We start from the raw sequence: 15,353 nt of genomic DNA, 5'->3' as shown, positions 1-15,353 counted from the left end.
CCATGCGCGCTTCCGCTGCCTCGGACGGTTCCGTGTGGTCGCGGCTGCCGCGCGAGCTCGGCGACGCGGTGCGCCCGCGGATCCCGGAGATCGCCCGGGCCTGCGTCGACGCGATCGCCGCCGAGATTCCGGATTATTCCACGAGATTCGACGGCGGTCCCGGCCGCGCGACCGCGATCGAGCTGACGCGGCGCGGGATCGAGCGGGACGTCGACCGCGTCGGCACGCCCGCGCTGTGGCAGGCGGACCGGCTCGCGGAGTTCCGCGGCCACGGGCGCGACGCGTTCCACAGTGGCCTCAGCCGCGAAGCCGTGCAGGCGGCCGTGCGCGTGTCGAGCCGGGTCACCTGGCGGTGGATCGCCGACATCGCGCGGGAAGCGGGGCTGTCCGGTGACGTCCTGTACGGCGCCGCCGAGGGGATGTTCGCCGACGTCGAGACGTCGATGGCGGCGGTCGTGGAGGGGTACAGCGCCGCGGAGGCCGCGGTGTCCGGCACCGGCGAGCGGCACCGCCGCCTGCTGCGCGCGCTGCTCGGCGGCCGCACCCCGGCCGAGGTGGACGGTCTCGTCGCCGCGTCGGGGCTGCCCGTGCCCGAACGGGTGGCGGCGGTCGCGTTCCGCGCGCTGCCGGGCGCCCCGGAGTTCCCGGCCGATCTGCTGCCGGAGCACGTCCCGGCCGACCCGGCGGGCGACCCGCCGGCGGCGCTGACCCCGGCCCCGGACGTGGACCTGATCGGCCTGACGGCCCTGCCCCCGGGCTGGACGGCGGCGGTCGGCCCGCTGGTCCCGCCGTCCGAGGCACCCGAGTCCTTCCGCGTCGCCCGCCGCGCGGCCGACCTGGCCGCCCGCGGCCTCCTCGACGCGCCGGGCCCGGTGATCTGGTGCCGCGACCACGTGACGACGCTGCTGCTGCTCGCGGACGAGTTCCTGGTCACCCAGCTCGCGACGACGACGCTGGAGCCGCTGTCCGGGCTGTCGGGCCGCCGCCGCGAGCAGCTGGCCGAAACGCTGCTGGCCCTGGTCCGGACCCGCGGGAGCGCGCCGGAGCTGGGCCGGTTGCTCGACCTGCACCCGCAGACGATCCGCGCGCGGCTCAAGAAGCTGGCCGAGCTGTTCGGCGACAAGCTGGACGACCCGTCCGAGCGCCTGCGGCTGGAGCTGGCCCTGCTGGCGGAACGCGCGCTACCCAACCACGCCTGACCGACCCCAGCCACGCGTGTCGTCCGCGCAAGCACGCGTGTCGTCCGCCCAGGCACGCGTGTCGTCCACCGGGGTACGTGTGTCGTCCCTTCAAGCACGCGTGTCGTCCGTTCAGGCACGTGTGTCGTCCGCCTGAGTACGCGTGACCGAGCCGACCCCGACTCCGGAAATGGCCCGGCCGGTGCCCGCTGCGGCTCTAGGCTGCCCCGGTATGACCGGATTGCTCGCCGAGCGGCTGCGGCAGGCCGCCGACAACGCCGCCGCCATGTGGACCGTCCTCGCCCGCGCGCGCGGTGACCAGGCCTTCGACCACTTCGCCTTCACCGTGATCGACGGGCGCCGGTACCGGATCATGCTGCGGACCGCCACCCCCGGCGACGCCGCCGTCGAAGAGCTGACCGAACTCGCCCGGCAGCGCCGGAACGAGGGCCGGACCGTCGTCGTCGAAGACCCGTTCCAGGTGCTCGACCTGGCCGATCTGGGAATGACCGCCGGGCAGCTGCCGGTGCTGGCCCGCGAGCCCGGCCCGGTGGCCGCGCCGGAGGGCGTCGAGCGCGTCGGAACCCCCGCCGAGCTGGCCGTGGCCGAAGAGCTCGTCGTGCACGGCTTTCCGCTGGAGGAGTACCAGCCCTACCTCCCCGGCACCGTCTTCCCGCCCGAGCTGCTCGACCGGTCCACCGCGTTCTTCCGCAAGGGCACCCAGGGCGCCTGCCTCACCATGGCCCACGGCGGTGTCGGCGGCGTCTACTGGGTGACCACCCGGCCCGAGCACCGCTCGAAGGGCGTCGGGCGGGCGCTGATGCACGCGGTGCTACGGCACTTCGACGACCTGCCCGTCACGCTGACCGCTTCGCGCTCCGGGCGGCCGCTCTACGAGAAGCTCGGCTTCGTCACCCTCGGCGACGCCAACTGGTGGCGCTGACGGGAACACCCACCGCCGGTAGCCGAACCAGCGGAACGCCGTGCCGGCCAGGGTGCCCAGCAGCATCCCGGCGACGAAGTCCGCGATCTCCTGCGTCAGGTAGCCGACGTGCGGCACCGACAGGTGCAGGACGTACCGCGACACCAGCGGCGGCAGCAGGTTCACCGCGACCGCGCCCGCGTTGACCGCGAAGAAGAGCGTCGCTTCGCGCAGCCGCCCGTGGCCGCCGCGCGTCGCGAACGACCAGCGGCGGGACAGCAGGTACGCGAACGCCGTCGAGGCGATCGTGGCGATCGCGAGGGCCGTCACCGGCTTCTCACGGAACACGGTGAGCTTCAGGCTGTAGTCGCCCAGTAGGGTGACCCCGTACGCGGCCAAGCCGACGACGGCGAAGCGGAGCAGCTCTCGCGGCTCGGGCATGGTTCCTCCAGGTGACGCCGGACAGGGTGGAGGTTTTCGATGGCACGCACGGGCGGTGAGGGCGAACTCCCCTCGGTCGCCGAACTGGTGAACCTTTCGCAGACGAAGCCGCTGCTGATCCGCGGTGAACTCGACGCGAAGCTCGCCGAAGAGGCGGCGGCCACCGAGCCCGAACCCGCCCACGATCCGCTGGCCGTGCTCGACGCCGAGCTGGCCGCGGGCGACGAACCGGCCGGAGACGACCGTCCCCAGGACGCGCCGCCCGCCGGACCGGCCCGCCGCGCCAAGCCGTACGTCCTCGCCGCGGGCGCGGCCGTCGGGCTCGGGCTGGCCGCCGTCGTGCTGCTCCAGCCGCACCAGGTGGGCGGGACCGCCGTGCCGCCGCCCGGCGCGCCCGCCCCGGTCGTGCCGCCGGCCTCCAGCGAAGCCGTGGAGACCATGAGCGCCTCCGCCGCGCCACCCCCGCTCACCGCCGAGGTCCGGCACTCGACCGCCGAGACCACCAGCGCCCCGGCCGGCGCGGGCCGCAAGCCCGCGCGGGCCGAGCCGACGCCGACCCCGGAGTCGCCGGAGGAGCAGTGGCGCGAGTACGTCAGCTCGGTGATCAGCTCGTGGCAGCAGCACCCCCACGGCGGCCGGAACCGCTGATCAGCAGTTCGCCGTGGCCGGCTTCCCGGCGATCCGGTCCTTCACGAAGGCCAGGACGTCGGCGTTGCCGGTGTAGACCAGCGTGATGTGGTCGGTGTCGTAGGTCTTCCACGTCTCCTGGACCCCGGCCGCGCAGTAAGTCTTGTGCAGGCTGTCGGCCTGCGCGAACTGCACCAGCTGGTCGCCGGTCGCGTGGTAGAGGAACACCGGCACCCGCGGCGGGGTCCCGCCGAGCTTGTTCTCGGTCAGCCGCGCCACCCACGCGGGCTTGATGTAGCCCGGGCCGGTCGTGTAGTCCGCGATCTTCTGGTTCGCGTACGTCGTGAGCAGCTCGAACGTGCACGCGCTCTGCTTCATCTCGGCCAGCTTCGCGCGGCCGTTGTCGCTGAGGAACGAGTCGAGCTGCAGCTCCGGATACGCCTGGTCGAGGCCGAGCAGCGCGTAGGCGAACACGCCGAAGCCGAACTTGCCGTCGAGCTGCAGCGTCACCTGGACCAGGTCGGCCGGCACGCCGCCGGCCGCGACGCCGACGAGGTTCAGCTCCGGCGCGTACGACGGCTGCAGCTCACCCGCCCACACCGCGGCGCCGCCACCCTGGGAGTACCCGCGGAAGACGACCTTCGCCGACGTCGAGAGCCCGGCCGCGCCGAGCCGCTGCGCCGCGCGGACGGCGTCGATCACCGCGGGCCCTTCGGACCGGCCCACGACGTACGTCGTCTTCGGCGTGCTCTGGTAGCCCTCGTAGTCCGGGACGGCGACGGCGTACCCCGCGTCGAGCAGGTCGTCGAGGCCGGGCTGCTCGTAGAAGGCGCCGATGCCGAGCATCTTCGACGGCGTGCAGGCGAACGCCGGGCCGTGCGTGCCCGGGGCGAACGCGACGATCGGCGCCGTGGCGCGGTCGGCGTTCTTCGGCACCAGCACCGTGCCGGTGACGGCGTCGGGCCGGCCGAGCGCGTCGGTCGACAGGTACATCACCTGCCACGCGTCGACCGACGCCTTGCGCGGGCCGGCGTTCGACGGCCGCCAGCGGATGACGTCACCCGGCCGGCCGGCGGGCAGCGGCGACGGCGGCGTGTAGAACGAGTCGTCGGCGGGACCGGGATCGGGCGCGGGTGCGGCGGCGGCCGCGGGCGCGAAGGCCGCGGTGAGGACCAGTGCCACCAGCGCGGCGAGCACGCGGCGGGCGGTCACGCGCCGGTCCCGTAGACGCGCTTGCAGGTCGCGGACTCGCCGAAGGCCAGGTCGAGCTCCGGATTGGCCTTGAGGTCCTTGATCGGGCCCTCGGGATCGGCCAGCTCGCCCATCGTGGCGTCGGCTTCGGAGATGACCTGGCGCAGGCTGGCCTGGTCGGTCACCTTCGCCTGCTCCATCTTGGCCTTGGTCTCGGCGAGCTTGGTTTTCGTCTCGGTCAGGTTGCCGGTGGCCTTGTCCACAATGGACTGTCCATCCGGGACCGGGGGGACGCCGGCCGTGTGCAGGCCGCCCGCCATGTCCTCGAGTGCGGAACCGAGGCGGCCCAGGAAGTCCACCATCGCGGCCCGGGTCTTCACCGGGTCGGCGTCGTCGACGGCGGGCGGTTGCGAGAGCTTCGCCGAGCCCGTGGCCACGCCGGTGCACACCTTGTCGGCCCAGGCGAGCGCCGCGGGGTCGGCGTGCCGTCCCGGGTCGGCCGGGGTGTCCGAAGCGCACGCGGCGCACGACAGAAGGGCGGCCGCCGACATCGCGAGCACCGCGCTGTGCATTCTTTTCATGGGTTTCGAAGCTACGCGCCACGCTCGCGCGCGAGCAAGAAGAGAATGACTGGTTGGCACGTGCGTCAACATTCCGGCGCCCGGATTTGTCACACGTGTCAGCGGTTCGAAGGTGGCTCCGGGCTGGGGAAACCTTCCCAGGCCTGCTAGGAATCCGGTCGGGTTGGCGTGCTGGTGTGACAATTTGCGGTGTCGCGGTGACCTTTTTACAGGAAGGCCTTGATCGGTGCCCGTTCCGCTCGTTAGCTTACCGTTCGGTAGCGATTTCCGGACGGTCATTTCCAGGGAACGCTCCGCCGTTTCGTATCACTGTTGATACACGGAAGGACCATCGTGAGTCACCCAAGAGGCAAGAAGAAGACGGTCGCGGCCGCCGCGGTCGCGGGTGCGGCCGGGCTCATCGCCACCGCGCTCGTCGTCGGGGCGCAGGCCAGCGCCGCCGACCCGATTTCGCTGACGCTGAACTACCACTGCACCTTCCCGCTGGTGGGTTCGCAGTCGCTGAAGGTGGTGATCAACACCGATCTGCCGACCACGGTGAACACCGGGCAGGCGACCGGTGCGTTCGACATCAAGGCCGTGTCCACCATCAACGCGGACACCGTCAGCGGCCTGAGCCTGATCGGCGCCACCACGCTGGAAGGCACCGCCACCGCCGCCGCCACCGTCGCGGCGCCGAGCCTCAACCTGCCGGTCAGCGTGCCGATCACGCTGGACAAGACGAACATCCCGGCGTCCGGTGAGATGAACATCAACGCCGCCGGCAAGACGCCGTCGCTGACGTTCACCCAGGCCGGCCAGGCGAAGATCACCGTGGGCGACCTGAACCTCAAGGTCACCCCGCGCAAGGCCGACGGCTCGGTCACCGGCATCACCCCGGACGGCACGATCGACGCGCCCTGCACGCAGGACAGCGGCCAGAACAACACGCTCGCCACGATCACCATCAACGGCGGTGGCGGGACGACGACCCCGCCGACCGCCACCCCGCCGGTGACGACCCCGCCGACGACCACGCCGCCGGTGACGACCCCGCCCACGACCACGCCGCCGGGCGGGGGCATCAAGTACTCCTTCGGCATCACCGGGCAGACCGCGCTGAAGTCGCTCGGCAGCACCGCGCCGATCACCGGCTCGTTCGACGCCGACGTCAACCTGTCGGCCAAGACGTTCACCGGGAACCTGCAGCTGAACCCGACGCACACCGACTTCAAGCTGTTCGGCTTCCTGCAGGGCAGCTCGGACGTCAAGGTCGTGCAGAACGGCCCGCAGACCGGTGAGCTGGTGGGCACCGGCTTCAAGGCGCACATCAAGTTCGACACGTTCCTCACCAAGGTCACCCTGTTCGGCATCCCGATCAGCACCGACCCGAAGTGCGGCACGGTCAGCCCGTCGACCAGCGAGATGACCACCGGCCCCGACTTCGACCTGCTCAAGGGCGGCAAGCTGTCGGGCACCTACTCGCTGTCGGCGCTGCAGAACTGCGGCTCGTTCAACGACATCGTCAGCGGGTTCGCCAAGAGCGACGGCAACTCCCTGGAGCTCGTGCTCGCCAAGAAGTGACCGATCTGCCGGCCCCCGCCGCGCCGCGGCGGGGGCCGGTGCCACGCCGGAGAACACCGAGAAGGGAACGCCCGTGCCGAAAGCCCGGTCGCTGCTCGCCGCGGGCCTCGCCTGCCTGGTGCTGCCGCTCGCCGTCCCCGCCGCCGAGGCGTCGACGCCGGTGGACAAGCGGCTCAGCTTCACCTGCCCGTTCCCGCTGATCGGCCTGCAGCAGCTCGACGTGCGGATCCAGGCGGCGTTCGAGGTGCCGTCCGCGCCGGGCGGCACGTTCACGACCGGGGACCTCGCGGTCTCGGTGACCGTGCCGGACAAGTCCACCCGCGGCCTGGCCCTGGTCGGCGCGGCGAGCATCGAAGGGACGGCGTCCGCAGGGGTGACGCTGGCCAACGGCTCGCTGACGCTGCCACTGAGCCTGCCGCTGACGGTGGCGAAGACGGCGCTGCCGGCCTCGGGCGCGTTCACCACGCAGGCGTCCGGTTCGGTCCCGCCGGTGCGGCTGCCGAACGCCGGGCGGACCACGCTGACGATCGGCGGCTTCAGCACCCGCCTGACGCCGAAGAAGGCGGACGGCTCGTTCACCGGGCTCGGGTCGTTCACCTCGGACTGCACGCTCGACCCCGGTCAGGACCCGGTGCTGCTGAGCTTCGACCTCGGCAGTGCGCCGACCCAGCACCGCTACGCCGTGGCGGGGTCGACAGCGCTGAAGACGCTGGGAGCGACCGCCCCGCTCACCGGGTCGTTCGCCGCGGGCCCGGAGTTCGCCACGGCGTTCGACCGGACCGGCGCGGACTTCAAGGCCTTCGGGTTCGTACCCGGCCACGCGGAGCTGCAGTTCACCCCGGACGGGCCGCAGACCGGCGAACTCGGCGACGGCGGGTTCGCCGCCCACTCGGCGTTCGCACTGGCTTTTCCGCAGGTGACGCTCTTCGGGCTGCCGGTCGCCGACGCGGGCTGCCGGGCGAGCGCGCCGGTCCCGGTCGACCTGCGGACCGGCGGCGGGTTCGCCTTGGCGACGGGCGGCCCGGTCACGGGGACGTACACGATCCCGCCGCTGACCGGCTGCGGCGCGTTGACCGCGTACCTGAGTTCGCTGGTCCAGGGCGGCGGGAACACGTTCGCCCTGACGTTGACCGCACGCTGATTCCCGCTCACCTCCGGCGCGTATACGTGGCTCATGCGCCGAACCACCGTCGGGACTCTGGTCGTTGTCACCCTGCTCGCCACCGCCGCGCCGGGGGAGGCGGCGGGCCTGAGCCGGGACCCGGTCTCGGTGGTCTACGACCGCGACCACGCGCTGCACGTCCTCAACGCCGGCGCGACCGACGACGAGCTGACGGTGCGGACGCAGGCGCTGGCCTCGAGCGCGTGGGCGTTCTTCCGCGGCACGTCGCCGCTCTACTACCGCGATCTGGGCGAGCTGCCGCCCTCGGCGTACGCGACCGCGGGCGGCGACGTGTGGCTGACCGGTGACGCGCACCTGGAGAACACCGGCGCCGACCGCGGCGCCGATGGCGAAGAGCAGTTCGCGATCACCGACACCGACGACGCCTGGCGCGGTTCGTGGACGTGGGAGCTGCGCCGCGAAGCCGTGTCGATCGTGCTCGCCGGCCGGGCCGGCGGCCGCGGTGCGAGCCGGATCGCCACCGACGTCGACACGTTCGTCGCCGAGTACGCGCAGTGGATCGCGAAGTTCCACGGAACCGGCGACGAAGCGGGCTGGCGGCTCACCGCGGGCAACACCTCCGATCTCGTCGGGGACCTGATCGACGCCGCCGCCGGGGACAAGCGGGCCGACCTGCTCGCGAAGTGGACCACCGGCGGCCACTTCAAGGCCGACCCGCGGCTGCAAGCCGTGCCCGACGCGACGCGGGCCCAGCTCGCCGCCGCCGTCGCGGCCTACCGGACCACCGCGGGCGAACCGCTGACGGCGTCGGAGGCCGTCGTCAAGGACGTCCGGCGGCGAACCGGGGCGGGCACCGGCAGCCTCGGTCGCTTCCGCTGGTACGTCCTCGTCGAGGGGGACACGACCTCGGCGGCCGACGACCGGATCCTCGAGCTCAAGCAGGAGGTGGACCCGGCGCCGAAGCCGCTCGCGCCGGCCGCCACGACCCTCACCGGCGGGCAGCGGCCGGCCCTGGCCCTGCGCCGGCTCGCCAACCAGTCCGACCCGCTCGCCGGGTGGGCGAGCGTCGGGAGCGTCCCGGTGCTGGTGAAGGAGAAGTCCCCGTACGCCGAGGACCTGGAGATCGGTGACCTGACGACGTCCGGGATCTGGGACGACACCGTCCGGGACGTCGCCCGGCTTCTGGCCGCCGCCCACGCCCGCGCCGACCAGGACATCCCCGGCACCGGCCTCGGCTACTCGGCGGACGCGGCGATCGACGGCGCCATCACGTCCGTCTCCGGCTTGGCGGCCGAGACGCGGGCCTTCGCGACGAGCTACGCCGACCAGGTCACCCGCGACTGGCAGGCGTACGTCACCGCGAAGACCGACGGCCGCGCCCTGTTCTGAACCGGCTCCTGGCCATGAGCGTGAGCCCGGCGGCCGAAAGGACCAATGCGGCCAGGAACAACCCGCCGTGCACGACGTCCCGCGCGATGACGTCCCCCGCCAGCTGCACCACCAAGTTCACGACGCCGAGCGCGCCGGCGACCGCCAGCCCGGCTCGGGCGCCGTGCACCCCGCGGTACGCCATCTGGACGAGCGCCGCCCAGAATCCGGCGCAGAGCGCGAACACGAGCACCGCGACCGGCAGCGGGACGGCTCCGGTGATCGCGGTGTGGCGGCCGGTCAGTCGCCCGGCGAGCGTCCCGAGGAACCAGCACGCCGTCGCACCCCACCAGGCGAGTGCGGCGGACCGGGGCATCCGCGCAGCGTAGGCGCGGTGTGCCCGGTTGCGGCACGGGCGGCAGCCGAACCGTTATCGAGCCGGTGTGACACCGGGGTGCTATAAAACGCTACCTCGGTGGGACCGGTTTCGCGGCCGTAGGCGTCGCCGGTGCCGCTAGGGTTGATCGTCTGGATGTGCTGGCGCAAGAGCAGCCGAACGGGAGACGCCGGTGACCGCCGCGCTCGACTCATCGTGGGATCCCCGCACGCGCCTGCGGGTGCTGCTGATCGAGGACGACGACGGGGACGCGCTGCTGGTCGAGGAGATGCTGGCGGACACGTCCGTGCCGTACACGCTCGAACGCGTCGAGACGCTTTCCGCCGCGCTGAGCGGCCCGCTGACCGCCGACTGCGTCGTGCTCGACCTGCAGCTGCCCGACGCGATCGGCCTCAGCGGGCTGACCAAGCTCGGGCAGCACGCGCCGGGCGTCGCGGTGGTCGTCCTGACCGGGCAGCACGACCAGGCCACCGGCGTCGCCGCGGTCGCCGCCGGCGCGCAGGACTACCTCGTCAAGGACCAGGTCGACGGCCCGCTGCTGGTGAAGGCGCTGCGGTTCGCGCGCGAACGCAAGCGCGCCGAACAGGTCGAGCAGCAGTTCCTGCAGCAGCAGCTGCTCGCCAGGGAGAACGCGCGGCTCGAACGCGGCCTGCTGCCCAGCCCGCTGCTGCGCGACCCCCACCTCGACCTGGCCGCCCGTTACCGGCCCGGCCGCAACGGTTCCCTGCTGGGCGGCGACTTCTACGACGCGATCGAGCTCGCCGACGGCACGGTGCACATGATGATCGGCGACGTCTGCGGCCACGGCCCGGACGAAGCCGCCCTCGGCGTCGCGCTGCGGATCGCGTGGCGCTCGCTGGTGATGGCGGGCCTGCCGATGGCCGACGTGCTCACCATGGTCGAGCGGGTCCTGGTGCACGAGCGGATCGAGCCGCTGTTCGCCACCGTCTGCATGGTCGTCGTCGCGCCGGACCGAAGATCCCTGCGCCTGTCGCTGGCGGGGCACCTGCCGCCGCTGCTGCTCACCCCCGGCGACGGGCACCTGCTCTCCGGCGAGCGGCTCGGGGTCCCGCTCGGGGTGGTCGAGGGCGCCAAGTGGGACGCACTGGAGGTTTCGTTGGACCCGGGGTGGTCGTTGCTGCTGTACACCGACGGCGTGTTCGAGGGCCGGGTCGGCGCCGGGTCCGAACGGCTGGGCCACGAGCGGATGGCCGCACTGGTGCTCGACATCAAGCACGAGACCGGGCTCAACCGCCGGGCGCTGCTCGACGAGCTGATCGCCCGCGCCGAGCGGCTCAACTCCGGCCCGCTCGACGACGACGTCGCCCTCGCCCTGCTCAGCCACGATCCGGGAGCCACAGCCGATGAGCGGTGAAGCACGCGGCCGGCCCATCCGCCGCCGGCTGGCGCTGCTCGCCGCCGTCGAGACCGTGCTGCTGGTCGCGGCGCTGGTCGCCGGCGGGTTCGCGCTGAACAGCCTGACCGAGGCCCGCATGCGCCTGCTCGACTCGATCGCGCCCCAGCGGCTGGCCGCGATCCAGCTGTCCACCGCGCTGCTGAACCAGGAGAGCGGCGTCCGCGGCTACCAGCTCGGCCGCCAGCCGGCGTTCCTGGTGCCCTACACCGACGGCGTCCGGTCGCAGGCCGACGCCGTCGCGCAGCTGCGGCAGCTCGGCGCGGCCCCGGGCACGGAGATCGGCGACGACCTCGACGCCGTGCTGCGGGCGGCCACCGCCTGGCAGGCCGCGGCCGCGCCCACCATCGCCCCCGCCGCGCCGCCGGTGACCGCGGCCCAAGTCGAACGCGGCCGGACGCTGTTCGTCGACGTGCGCGAGGCCCTCGACACCCAGCTGAACCACCTGACCGCGCTCCGCGACGCAGCCCGCGCCGACCTGAACGCGGCGGCGCGCTTCCTCAACGCGATGTTCGTGGTCATCGCCGTGCTCGTGCTGCTGCTGTTCGCGATGCTGTTCTTCGGGCTGCGGCAGGTCGTCACCCGGCCGATCCTGCGGCTGGCCGGCGAGGTCCGGCGCGTCGCCGACGCCGACGTCCACCACCCGGTGCGGGGGACGGGGCCGCGCGAGATCGTCCAGCTCGGCGCGGACGTCGAGGCGATGCGGCAGCGCATCCTCGACGAGGTCGCCGAGCTCGAGCGCGCGCACGCCGAGCTGGACCGGCGCACACGGGAGGCGGAGGAGTCCAACGCCCTGCTGGACCGGCGCACGCGGGAGGCGGAGGAGTCCAACGCCATGTTGGACCGGCGCACGCGCGAGCTGGAACGGTCCAATGCCGACCTCGAGCAATTCGCGTACGTCGCTTCGCACGACCTGCAGGAGCCGCTGCGGAAGGTGGCCAGCTTCTGCCAGCTGCTCCAGCGGCGGTACCAGGGCCTGCTCGACGAGCGCGGCGAGCAGTACATCGAGTACGCCGTCGACGGCGCGAAGCGGATGCAGGTGCTGATCAACGACCTGCTGGCGTTCTCCCGCGTCGGCCGGAACCCGGGCGAGCACGTCGTCGCCGACGCCGGCGCGCTGGCCGACGAGGCGATCGCGAACCTGGAGGTCGCGCTCTCGCTGAGCGGCGGCAAGGTCAGCCGCGGCGACCTGCCCGAAGTGCGCGTCGAGCCGGCGCTGATGACGGCGGTGTTCCAGAACCTGATCGGCAACGCGCTGAAGTTCAAGGGCGAGGCACCGCCGGAGGTGCGGGTCACCGCCGAGCGCGACGGCGACCAGTGGGTGTTTTCCGTGGTGGACAACGGGATCGGCATCGGCGCGGAGTACGCCGAACGCGTGTTCGCGCTGTTCCAGCGGCTGCACACGCGGTCCGCGTACCCGGGCACCGGGATCGGGCTGGCCCTGTGCCGCCGGATCGTCGAGTACCACGGCGGCCGGATCTGGCTCGACACCGAGGCCGCGGACACCACGTTCCGCTTCACCCTGCCGGCCCACGACGCTCCGGCCGAGCGGGCTCCGGCTGACGAGGACAAGGGGACCGCATGACCCAGGCGCCCGCTCCGATCGACATCCTGCTGGTCGAGGACGACCCCGGGGACGTCCTGATGACCCGGGAGGCGTTCGCGCACCACAAGATCCGCAACCCGCTGCACGTCGCGGAGGACGGCGTCGAAGCGCTGCGGTTCCTGAAGCGGGAAGGGCCGTTCGGGACGGCGCCGCGGCCGGGGCTGATCCTGCTCGACCTCAACCTGCCCCGCAAGGACGGCCGGGAGGTGCTCGGCGAGATCAAACAGGACCCGGCGCTGCGCACGATCCCGGTGGTCGTGCTGACGACGTCCGAAGCGGACGAGGACATCCTGCGCAGCTACGAACTGCACGCCAACGCCTACGTCACCAAGCCGGTCGACTTCGAGAAGTTCGTCGAGGTGGTCCGGAAGATCGACGAATTCTGGGTCACGGTGGTGAAACTCCCGCACCGGTAGCCGTTTGGCGGGGAGTGCGGCACCATGGGTGGCCGTGACCCCTGCGACGCCGGACCTGCCCGCCACCGAACTGGCGGTGACCCTCGACTGGCGGGGCGGGGCCGCCGTGCTGGCCGTGGCGGGGGAGATCGACCTGGTGAGCGCGCCGGAGTTCGGGGAAGTCGTCGACGTGGTGCTGGCCCGTGGGCCGGAGAAGCTGGTGGTCGATCTGCGTGAAGTGACGTTTTTCTGTTCGGCGGGGCTGCAGGTGCTCGCGGCGGCCCACCGCAAGCTGGCCGAGCGCGCGTTGTGCGTGGTGAGCGATTCGCCGGTGACGTCGGGACCGTTGCGGACGACCGGGCTCGACACGTGGATCGGCGTCCACCCGACCGTCGACGAAGCACTCCGATGAGGCGGCCGCGGATGCCGGAACCGTTCCGCTGCCACGGCGTGCCCGCGGTGCCCGAGATCCTTCGCCGCCTGCGGCACGACCTGATGGCGTGGGTGCTGGCGGCGGGCGTCGACGAGGACCGGGCCGGCGACATCGTGCTGGCCGCCTACGAAGCACTGGCGAACGTGGCCGACCACGCCTACGACGACGCGGAACCCGGCGTGGTCGACGTCGACGCGGCGGTGCACCCCGGCCGTCTCGAAGTGGTGATCACCGACCACGGGCGGTGGCGCACCCCGGTGCCGGACCCCCGCCCGGTTTCGTTGCGCGGCCGGGGATTGCTGCTGCTGCGGGCGAGCGCCGACCGAGCGGACATCACCCCGGGCCCTTCGGGCACGGTCGTGACCCTGACCTGGGACCTGGACCCGGCCCACCCCTGACCTGCCTGCCCCGATGCGGCCCTCGGTGCGTTGACCGCACCGAAGGCCACATCGGGCCCTGAAGGGGTCGCTAGTGCTGGACGACGGCTCCGGTCTTCGGGTCGAGGGTGACCTTGCGGGCCCGGGGCGACCAGAAGTCGAACATCCCGTTCAGCGAGCCGGCCCGCGTGTCGAACGACGAGTCGCCGACGCGGCCGGTGAACCAGTTGTCCTCGATGAACTTCAGCACCGACGTCTGGTCGGTCAGCGTGTGGTCGACGTGGTTGACCCTGCTGTACGGCGAAACCACCAGCAGCGGCAGCCGCGGGCCGTAGCCGCAGCGGTCCGCGTACGCGCCCAGCGTCGTCGGCTTGGCCGTGCAGATCGCCTGGTCCTGGGCTGCGTCGTGGGAGCCGTTGACGATCGGCGGCTTCTGGTGGTCGTACCAGCCGTCCGAGTCGTCGTAGGCCAGCACGATCGCCGTCGACTTCCAGTCCGGGGACTGCTGGATCTTGTCGATCTCACTCACCACGAACTGCTGCTCGTCCAGCGGGTCCGAGTAACCCGCGTGGCCGTCCTGGTACTCCGGCGCCTTGAGGAAGCTCACCGCGGGCATCGAGCCGGCGCGCAGCGCGGCGTCGAAGTCCGAAATGTCGTACTGGTGGTTCGCGCGGTCCGTCTGGCCGATCGCCTGCACCGAGGACGGCGGGAGGTGCTTCGGGTTCGCCGTCTGCGGGTAGTACTGGAACGGCTCGTGGTGCGGGCTGTAGTCGACGACCGCGTTGCCGCCGACGTTCGTGTGGGTCTGGCCGCACACCGCGTACCCGTTGGCCGAGCCCGTCGGGCGGAAGCCGCCCTGGAACCAGCCCCAGGTGACGTGGCGCTGGTTGAGCAGGTCACCGATGTTGCGGCCGTGCATCGTGGCCAGGTTGTCCTTGCTCGTGTGGTTCTTGCCCGAGCAGTCGTCCCACGCCGGGTCCGGGTCGTTGATCATCGTGCCGACGCCGCTGGAGTCCGGCGACTGCACGGCGTAGGCGTCGCTGACCGGCTCGTGCGTCACCGGGTCGACGGCCTGGACGCCGTGGGTGTTGCCCGAGATCAAGTTGATCGCGCCCGGGCTCGACGGGCCGAAGACCGTGTTGAAGGAGTTGTCGCTCATGGCGTAGTGCTGGGCGTAGTTCCACATGCCGGTGACGGTGTTGCCGTCGTAGTAGTCCATGACCAGGCCCGGCTCGCCGAACAGGACCGGCTGCCCGGTGCACTTGTCGGTCTCGGTCTTCTCGACGAACTTGTCCATCTTGCCGCCGTCGAAGGCGGCCTGCTCGGCGCCGTAGTTGTGGTTCTGGTCGCAGGTCATCGCCTGCTGGGGCGTGAGCCGCTTCGGGTTGTACGCGTTCGGGTTGTCGGTCAGCAGCTTCTTGTCGAGCCCGTTGACCTTCGGGGTGCCGTGCGCGGCGGTGAACGGGGTGCCGTCGGTGTTGGCCGCGTCCGGGTAGGTGCCGAAGTAGTGGTCGAACGAGATGTTCTCGCCGAAGATGACGACGACGTGCTTGATCGGCGTCGCCGTCGGGAGCCAGTGCGCGGGGAACAGGTGCAGCGGCTGGGCGTCCGCGGTGGTCGCCGCGGAGCCGGTGACGACGGCCAGCGTGGCCACCGAGGCGAGGGCCCCGGCACCGAGCAGGCCGCGGCGCCGCCGTCGGGTCTTTCTGTCCACAGGGGATTCCTTTCGTGGTGGGG

Annotated in this window: 16 protein-coding genes; 11 read left to right on the top strand and 5 right to left on the bottom strand. The window is 72.3% G+C overall.

What is annotated here, in order from left to right:
* Nucleotides 1–2: 2 nt before the first annotated feature.
* Together DV20_RS19305 and DV20_RS19300 are read left to right on the top strand one after the other, a co-directional pair.
* The gene (locus DV20_RS19305; RefSeq protein WP_043782165.1) at nt 3–1,199 is read left to right on the top strand and encodes a helix-turn-helix domain-containing protein; all 1,197 of its coding nucleotides are present in this window, start codon (nt 3–5) and stop codon (nt 1,197–1,199) included.
* Nucleotides 1,200–1,410: 211 nt separating this feature from the next.
* Nucleotides 1,411–2,121 carry a GNAT family N-acetyltransferase gene (locus tag DV20_RS19300; protein ID WP_043782164.1) on the top strand — a complete coding sequence of 237 codons (711 nt, stop codon included), beginning with the start codon at nt 1,411–1,413 and terminating at the stop codon, nt 2,119–2,121.
* Here DV20_RS19300 and DV20_RS19295 read toward each other — a convergent pair.
* Nucleotides 2,011–2,541 carry a GtrA family protein gene (locus tag DV20_RS19295; protein ID WP_084093559.1) on the bottom strand — a complete coding sequence of 177 codons (531 nt, stop codon included), beginning with the start codon at nt 2,539–2,541 and terminating at the stop codon, nt 2,011–2,013. The genes DV20_RS19300 and DV20_RS19295 overlap by 111 nt on opposite strands.
* Nucleotides 2,542–2,580: 39 nt before the next feature.
* On the opposite strand from DV20_RS19295, the gene DV20_RS19290 reads away from it, so the two are divergent.
* The gene (locus DV20_RS19290) at nt 2,581–3,189 is read left to right on the top strand and encodes a hypothetical protein (RefSeq protein ID WP_043782162.1); all 609 of its coding nucleotides are present in this window, start codon (nt 2,581–2,583) and stop codon (nt 3,187–3,189) included.
* On the opposite strand, the gene DV20_RS19285 is transcribed toward DV20_RS19290, so the two are convergent.
* A complete protein-coding gene (locus DV20_RS19285; protein WP_043782160.1) occupies nt 3,190–4,380 on the bottom strand; it encodes a lipase family protein in 1,191 nt (396 codons plus the stop codon).
* Nucleotides 4,377–4,940: a hypothetical protein gene (locus DV20_RS19280; RefSeq protein WP_235190885.1), complete on the bottom strand. Its 564-nt coding sequence runs from the start codon at nt 4,938–4,940 to the stop codon at nt 4,377–4,379. Before DV20_RS19280 ends, DV20_RS19285 begins: the two co-directional genes overlap by 4 nt.
* Nucleotides 4,941–5,273: 333 nt before the next feature.
* Between DV20_RS19280 and DV20_RS19275 the strand changes: the two genes are divergently transcribed.
* The 3 genes from DV20_RS19275 (at nt 5,274) to DV20_RS19265 (ending at nt 9,015) form a co-directional block, all read left to right on the top strand.
* A complete protein-coding gene (locus DV20_RS19275; protein ID WP_043782157.1) occupies nt 5,274–6,503 on the top strand; it encodes a DUF6801 domain-containing protein in 1,230 nt (409 codons plus the stop codon).
* 73 nt (nt 6,504–6,576) lie between these two features.
* A complete protein-coding gene (locus DV20_RS19270; protein ID WP_043782156.1) occupies nt 6,577–7,644 on the top strand; it encodes a DUF6801 domain-containing protein in 1,068 nt (355 codons plus the stop codon).
* A gap of 33 nt (nt 7,645–7,677) precedes the next feature.
* Complete coding sequence (locus DV20_RS19265) at nt 7,678–9,015, top strand: DUF2252 family protein (protein ID WP_043782154.1); 1,338 nt, start codon at nt 7,678–7,680, stop codon at nt 9,013–9,015.
* Here the strand turns inward: DV20_RS19265 and DV20_RS19260 are convergent.
* The gene (locus tag DV20_RS19260; protein ID WP_051736048.1) at nt 8,981–9,370 is read right to left on the bottom strand and encodes a hypothetical protein; all 390 of its coding nucleotides are present in this window, start codon (nt 9,368–9,370) and stop codon (nt 8,981–8,983) included. The genes DV20_RS19265 and DV20_RS19260 overlap by 35 nt on opposite strands.
* Before the next feature lie 193 nt (nt 9,371–9,563).
* Between DV20_RS19260 and DV20_RS19255 the strand changes: the two genes are divergently transcribed.
* Genes DV20_RS19255 through DV20_RS19235 form a run of 5 tightly spaced genes read left to right on the top strand, consistent with a single transcriptional unit; the run spans nt 9,564 to nt 13,637 of the window.
* A complete protein-coding gene (locus tag DV20_RS19255) occupies nt 9,564–10,766 on the top strand; it encodes a PP2C family protein-serine/threonine phosphatase (protein WP_043782153.1) in 1,203 nt (400 codons plus the stop codon).
* On the top strand, nt 10,756–12,390 hold the full coding sequence (locus DV20_RS19250; protein ID WP_051736047.1) for a sensor histidine kinase: 1,635 nt from the start codon (nt 10,756–10,758) through the stop codon (nt 12,388–12,390). Before DV20_RS19255 ends, DV20_RS19250 begins: the two co-directional genes overlap by 11 nt.
* On the top strand, nt 12,387–12,827 hold the full coding sequence (locus DV20_RS19245; protein WP_043782151.1) for a response regulator: 441 nt from the start codon (nt 12,387–12,389) through the stop codon (nt 12,825–12,827). Before DV20_RS19250 ends, DV20_RS19245 begins: the two co-directional genes overlap by 4 nt.
* Before the next feature lie 34 nt (nt 12,828–12,861).
* Entirely contained in the window at nt 12,862–13,218 is a 357-nt protein-coding gene (locus tag DV20_RS19240; protein ID WP_235190884.1) for an STAS domain-containing protein, read from the top strand.
* Nucleotides 13,219–13,229: 11 nt separating this feature from the next.
* Entirely contained in the window at nt 13,230–13,637 is a 408-nt protein-coding gene (locus DV20_RS19235; protein WP_235190883.1) for an ATP-binding protein, read from the top strand.
* A 70-nt stretch (nt 13,638–13,707) separates the two neighbouring features.
* On the opposite strand, the gene DV20_RS19230 is transcribed toward DV20_RS19235, so the two are convergent.
* Nucleotides 13,708–15,330, bottom strand: a complete 1,623-nt coding sequence (locus DV20_RS19230) for a phospholipase C (RefSeq protein WP_043782148.1) — start codon at nt 15,328–15,330, stop codon at nt 13,708–13,710.
* Nucleotides 15,331–15,353: the final 23 nt, after the last annotated feature.

The organism is Amycolatopsis rifamycinica, from assembly GCF_000695625.1.
Taxonomy (GTDB): Bacteria; Actinomycetota; Actinomycetes; order Mycobacteriales; family Pseudonocardiaceae; genus Amycolatopsis; species Amycolatopsis rifamycinica.
Note: the sequence above shows the minus strand (reverse complement) of the source record. Positions and strands in the feature narration are given on the sequence as shown.

Bases quoted from the DNA above. Each gene is read 5' to 3' on its own strand.
- DV20_RS19305 (WP_043782165.1), top strand. From the start codon at position 3: ATGCGCGCTTCCGCTGCCTCGGACGGTTCCGTGTGGTCGCGGCTGCCG.
- DV20_RS19300 (WP_043782164.1), top strand. From the start codon at position 1,411: ATGACCGGATTGCTCGCCGAGCGGCTGCGGCAGGCCGCCGACAACGCC.
- DV20_RS19295 (WP_084093559.1), bottom strand. From the start codon at position 2,541: ATGCCCGAGCCGCGAGAGCTGCTCCGCTTCGCCGTCGTCGGCTTGGCC.
- DV20_RS19290 (WP_043782162.1), top strand. From the start codon at position 2,581: ATGGCACGCACGGGCGGTGAGGGCGAACTCCCCTCGGTCGCCGAACTG.
- DV20_RS19280 (WP_235190885.1), bottom strand. From the start codon at position 4,940: ATGAAAAGAATGCACAGCGCGGTGCTCGCGATGTCGGCGGCCGCCCTT.
- DV20_RS19265 (WP_043782154.1), top strand. From the start codon at position 7,678: ATGCGCCGAACCACCGTCGGGACTCTGGTCGTTGTCACCCTGCTCGCC.
- DV20_RS19260 (WP_051736048.1), bottom strand. From the start codon at position 9,370: ATGCCCCGGTCCGCCGCACTCGCCTGGTGGGGTGCGACGGCGTGCTGG.
- DV20_RS19250 (WP_051736047.1), top strand. From the start codon at position 10,756: ATGAGCGGTGAAGCACGCGGCCGGCCCATCCGCCGCCGGCTGGCGCTG.
- DV20_RS19245 (WP_043782151.1), top strand. From the start codon at position 12,387: ATGACCCAGGCGCCCGCTCCGATCGACATCCTGCTGGTCGAGGACGAC.
- DV20_RS19235 (WP_235190883.1), top strand. From the start codon at position 13,230: ATGCCGGAACCGTTCCGCTGCCACGGCGTGCCCGCGGTGCCCGAGATC.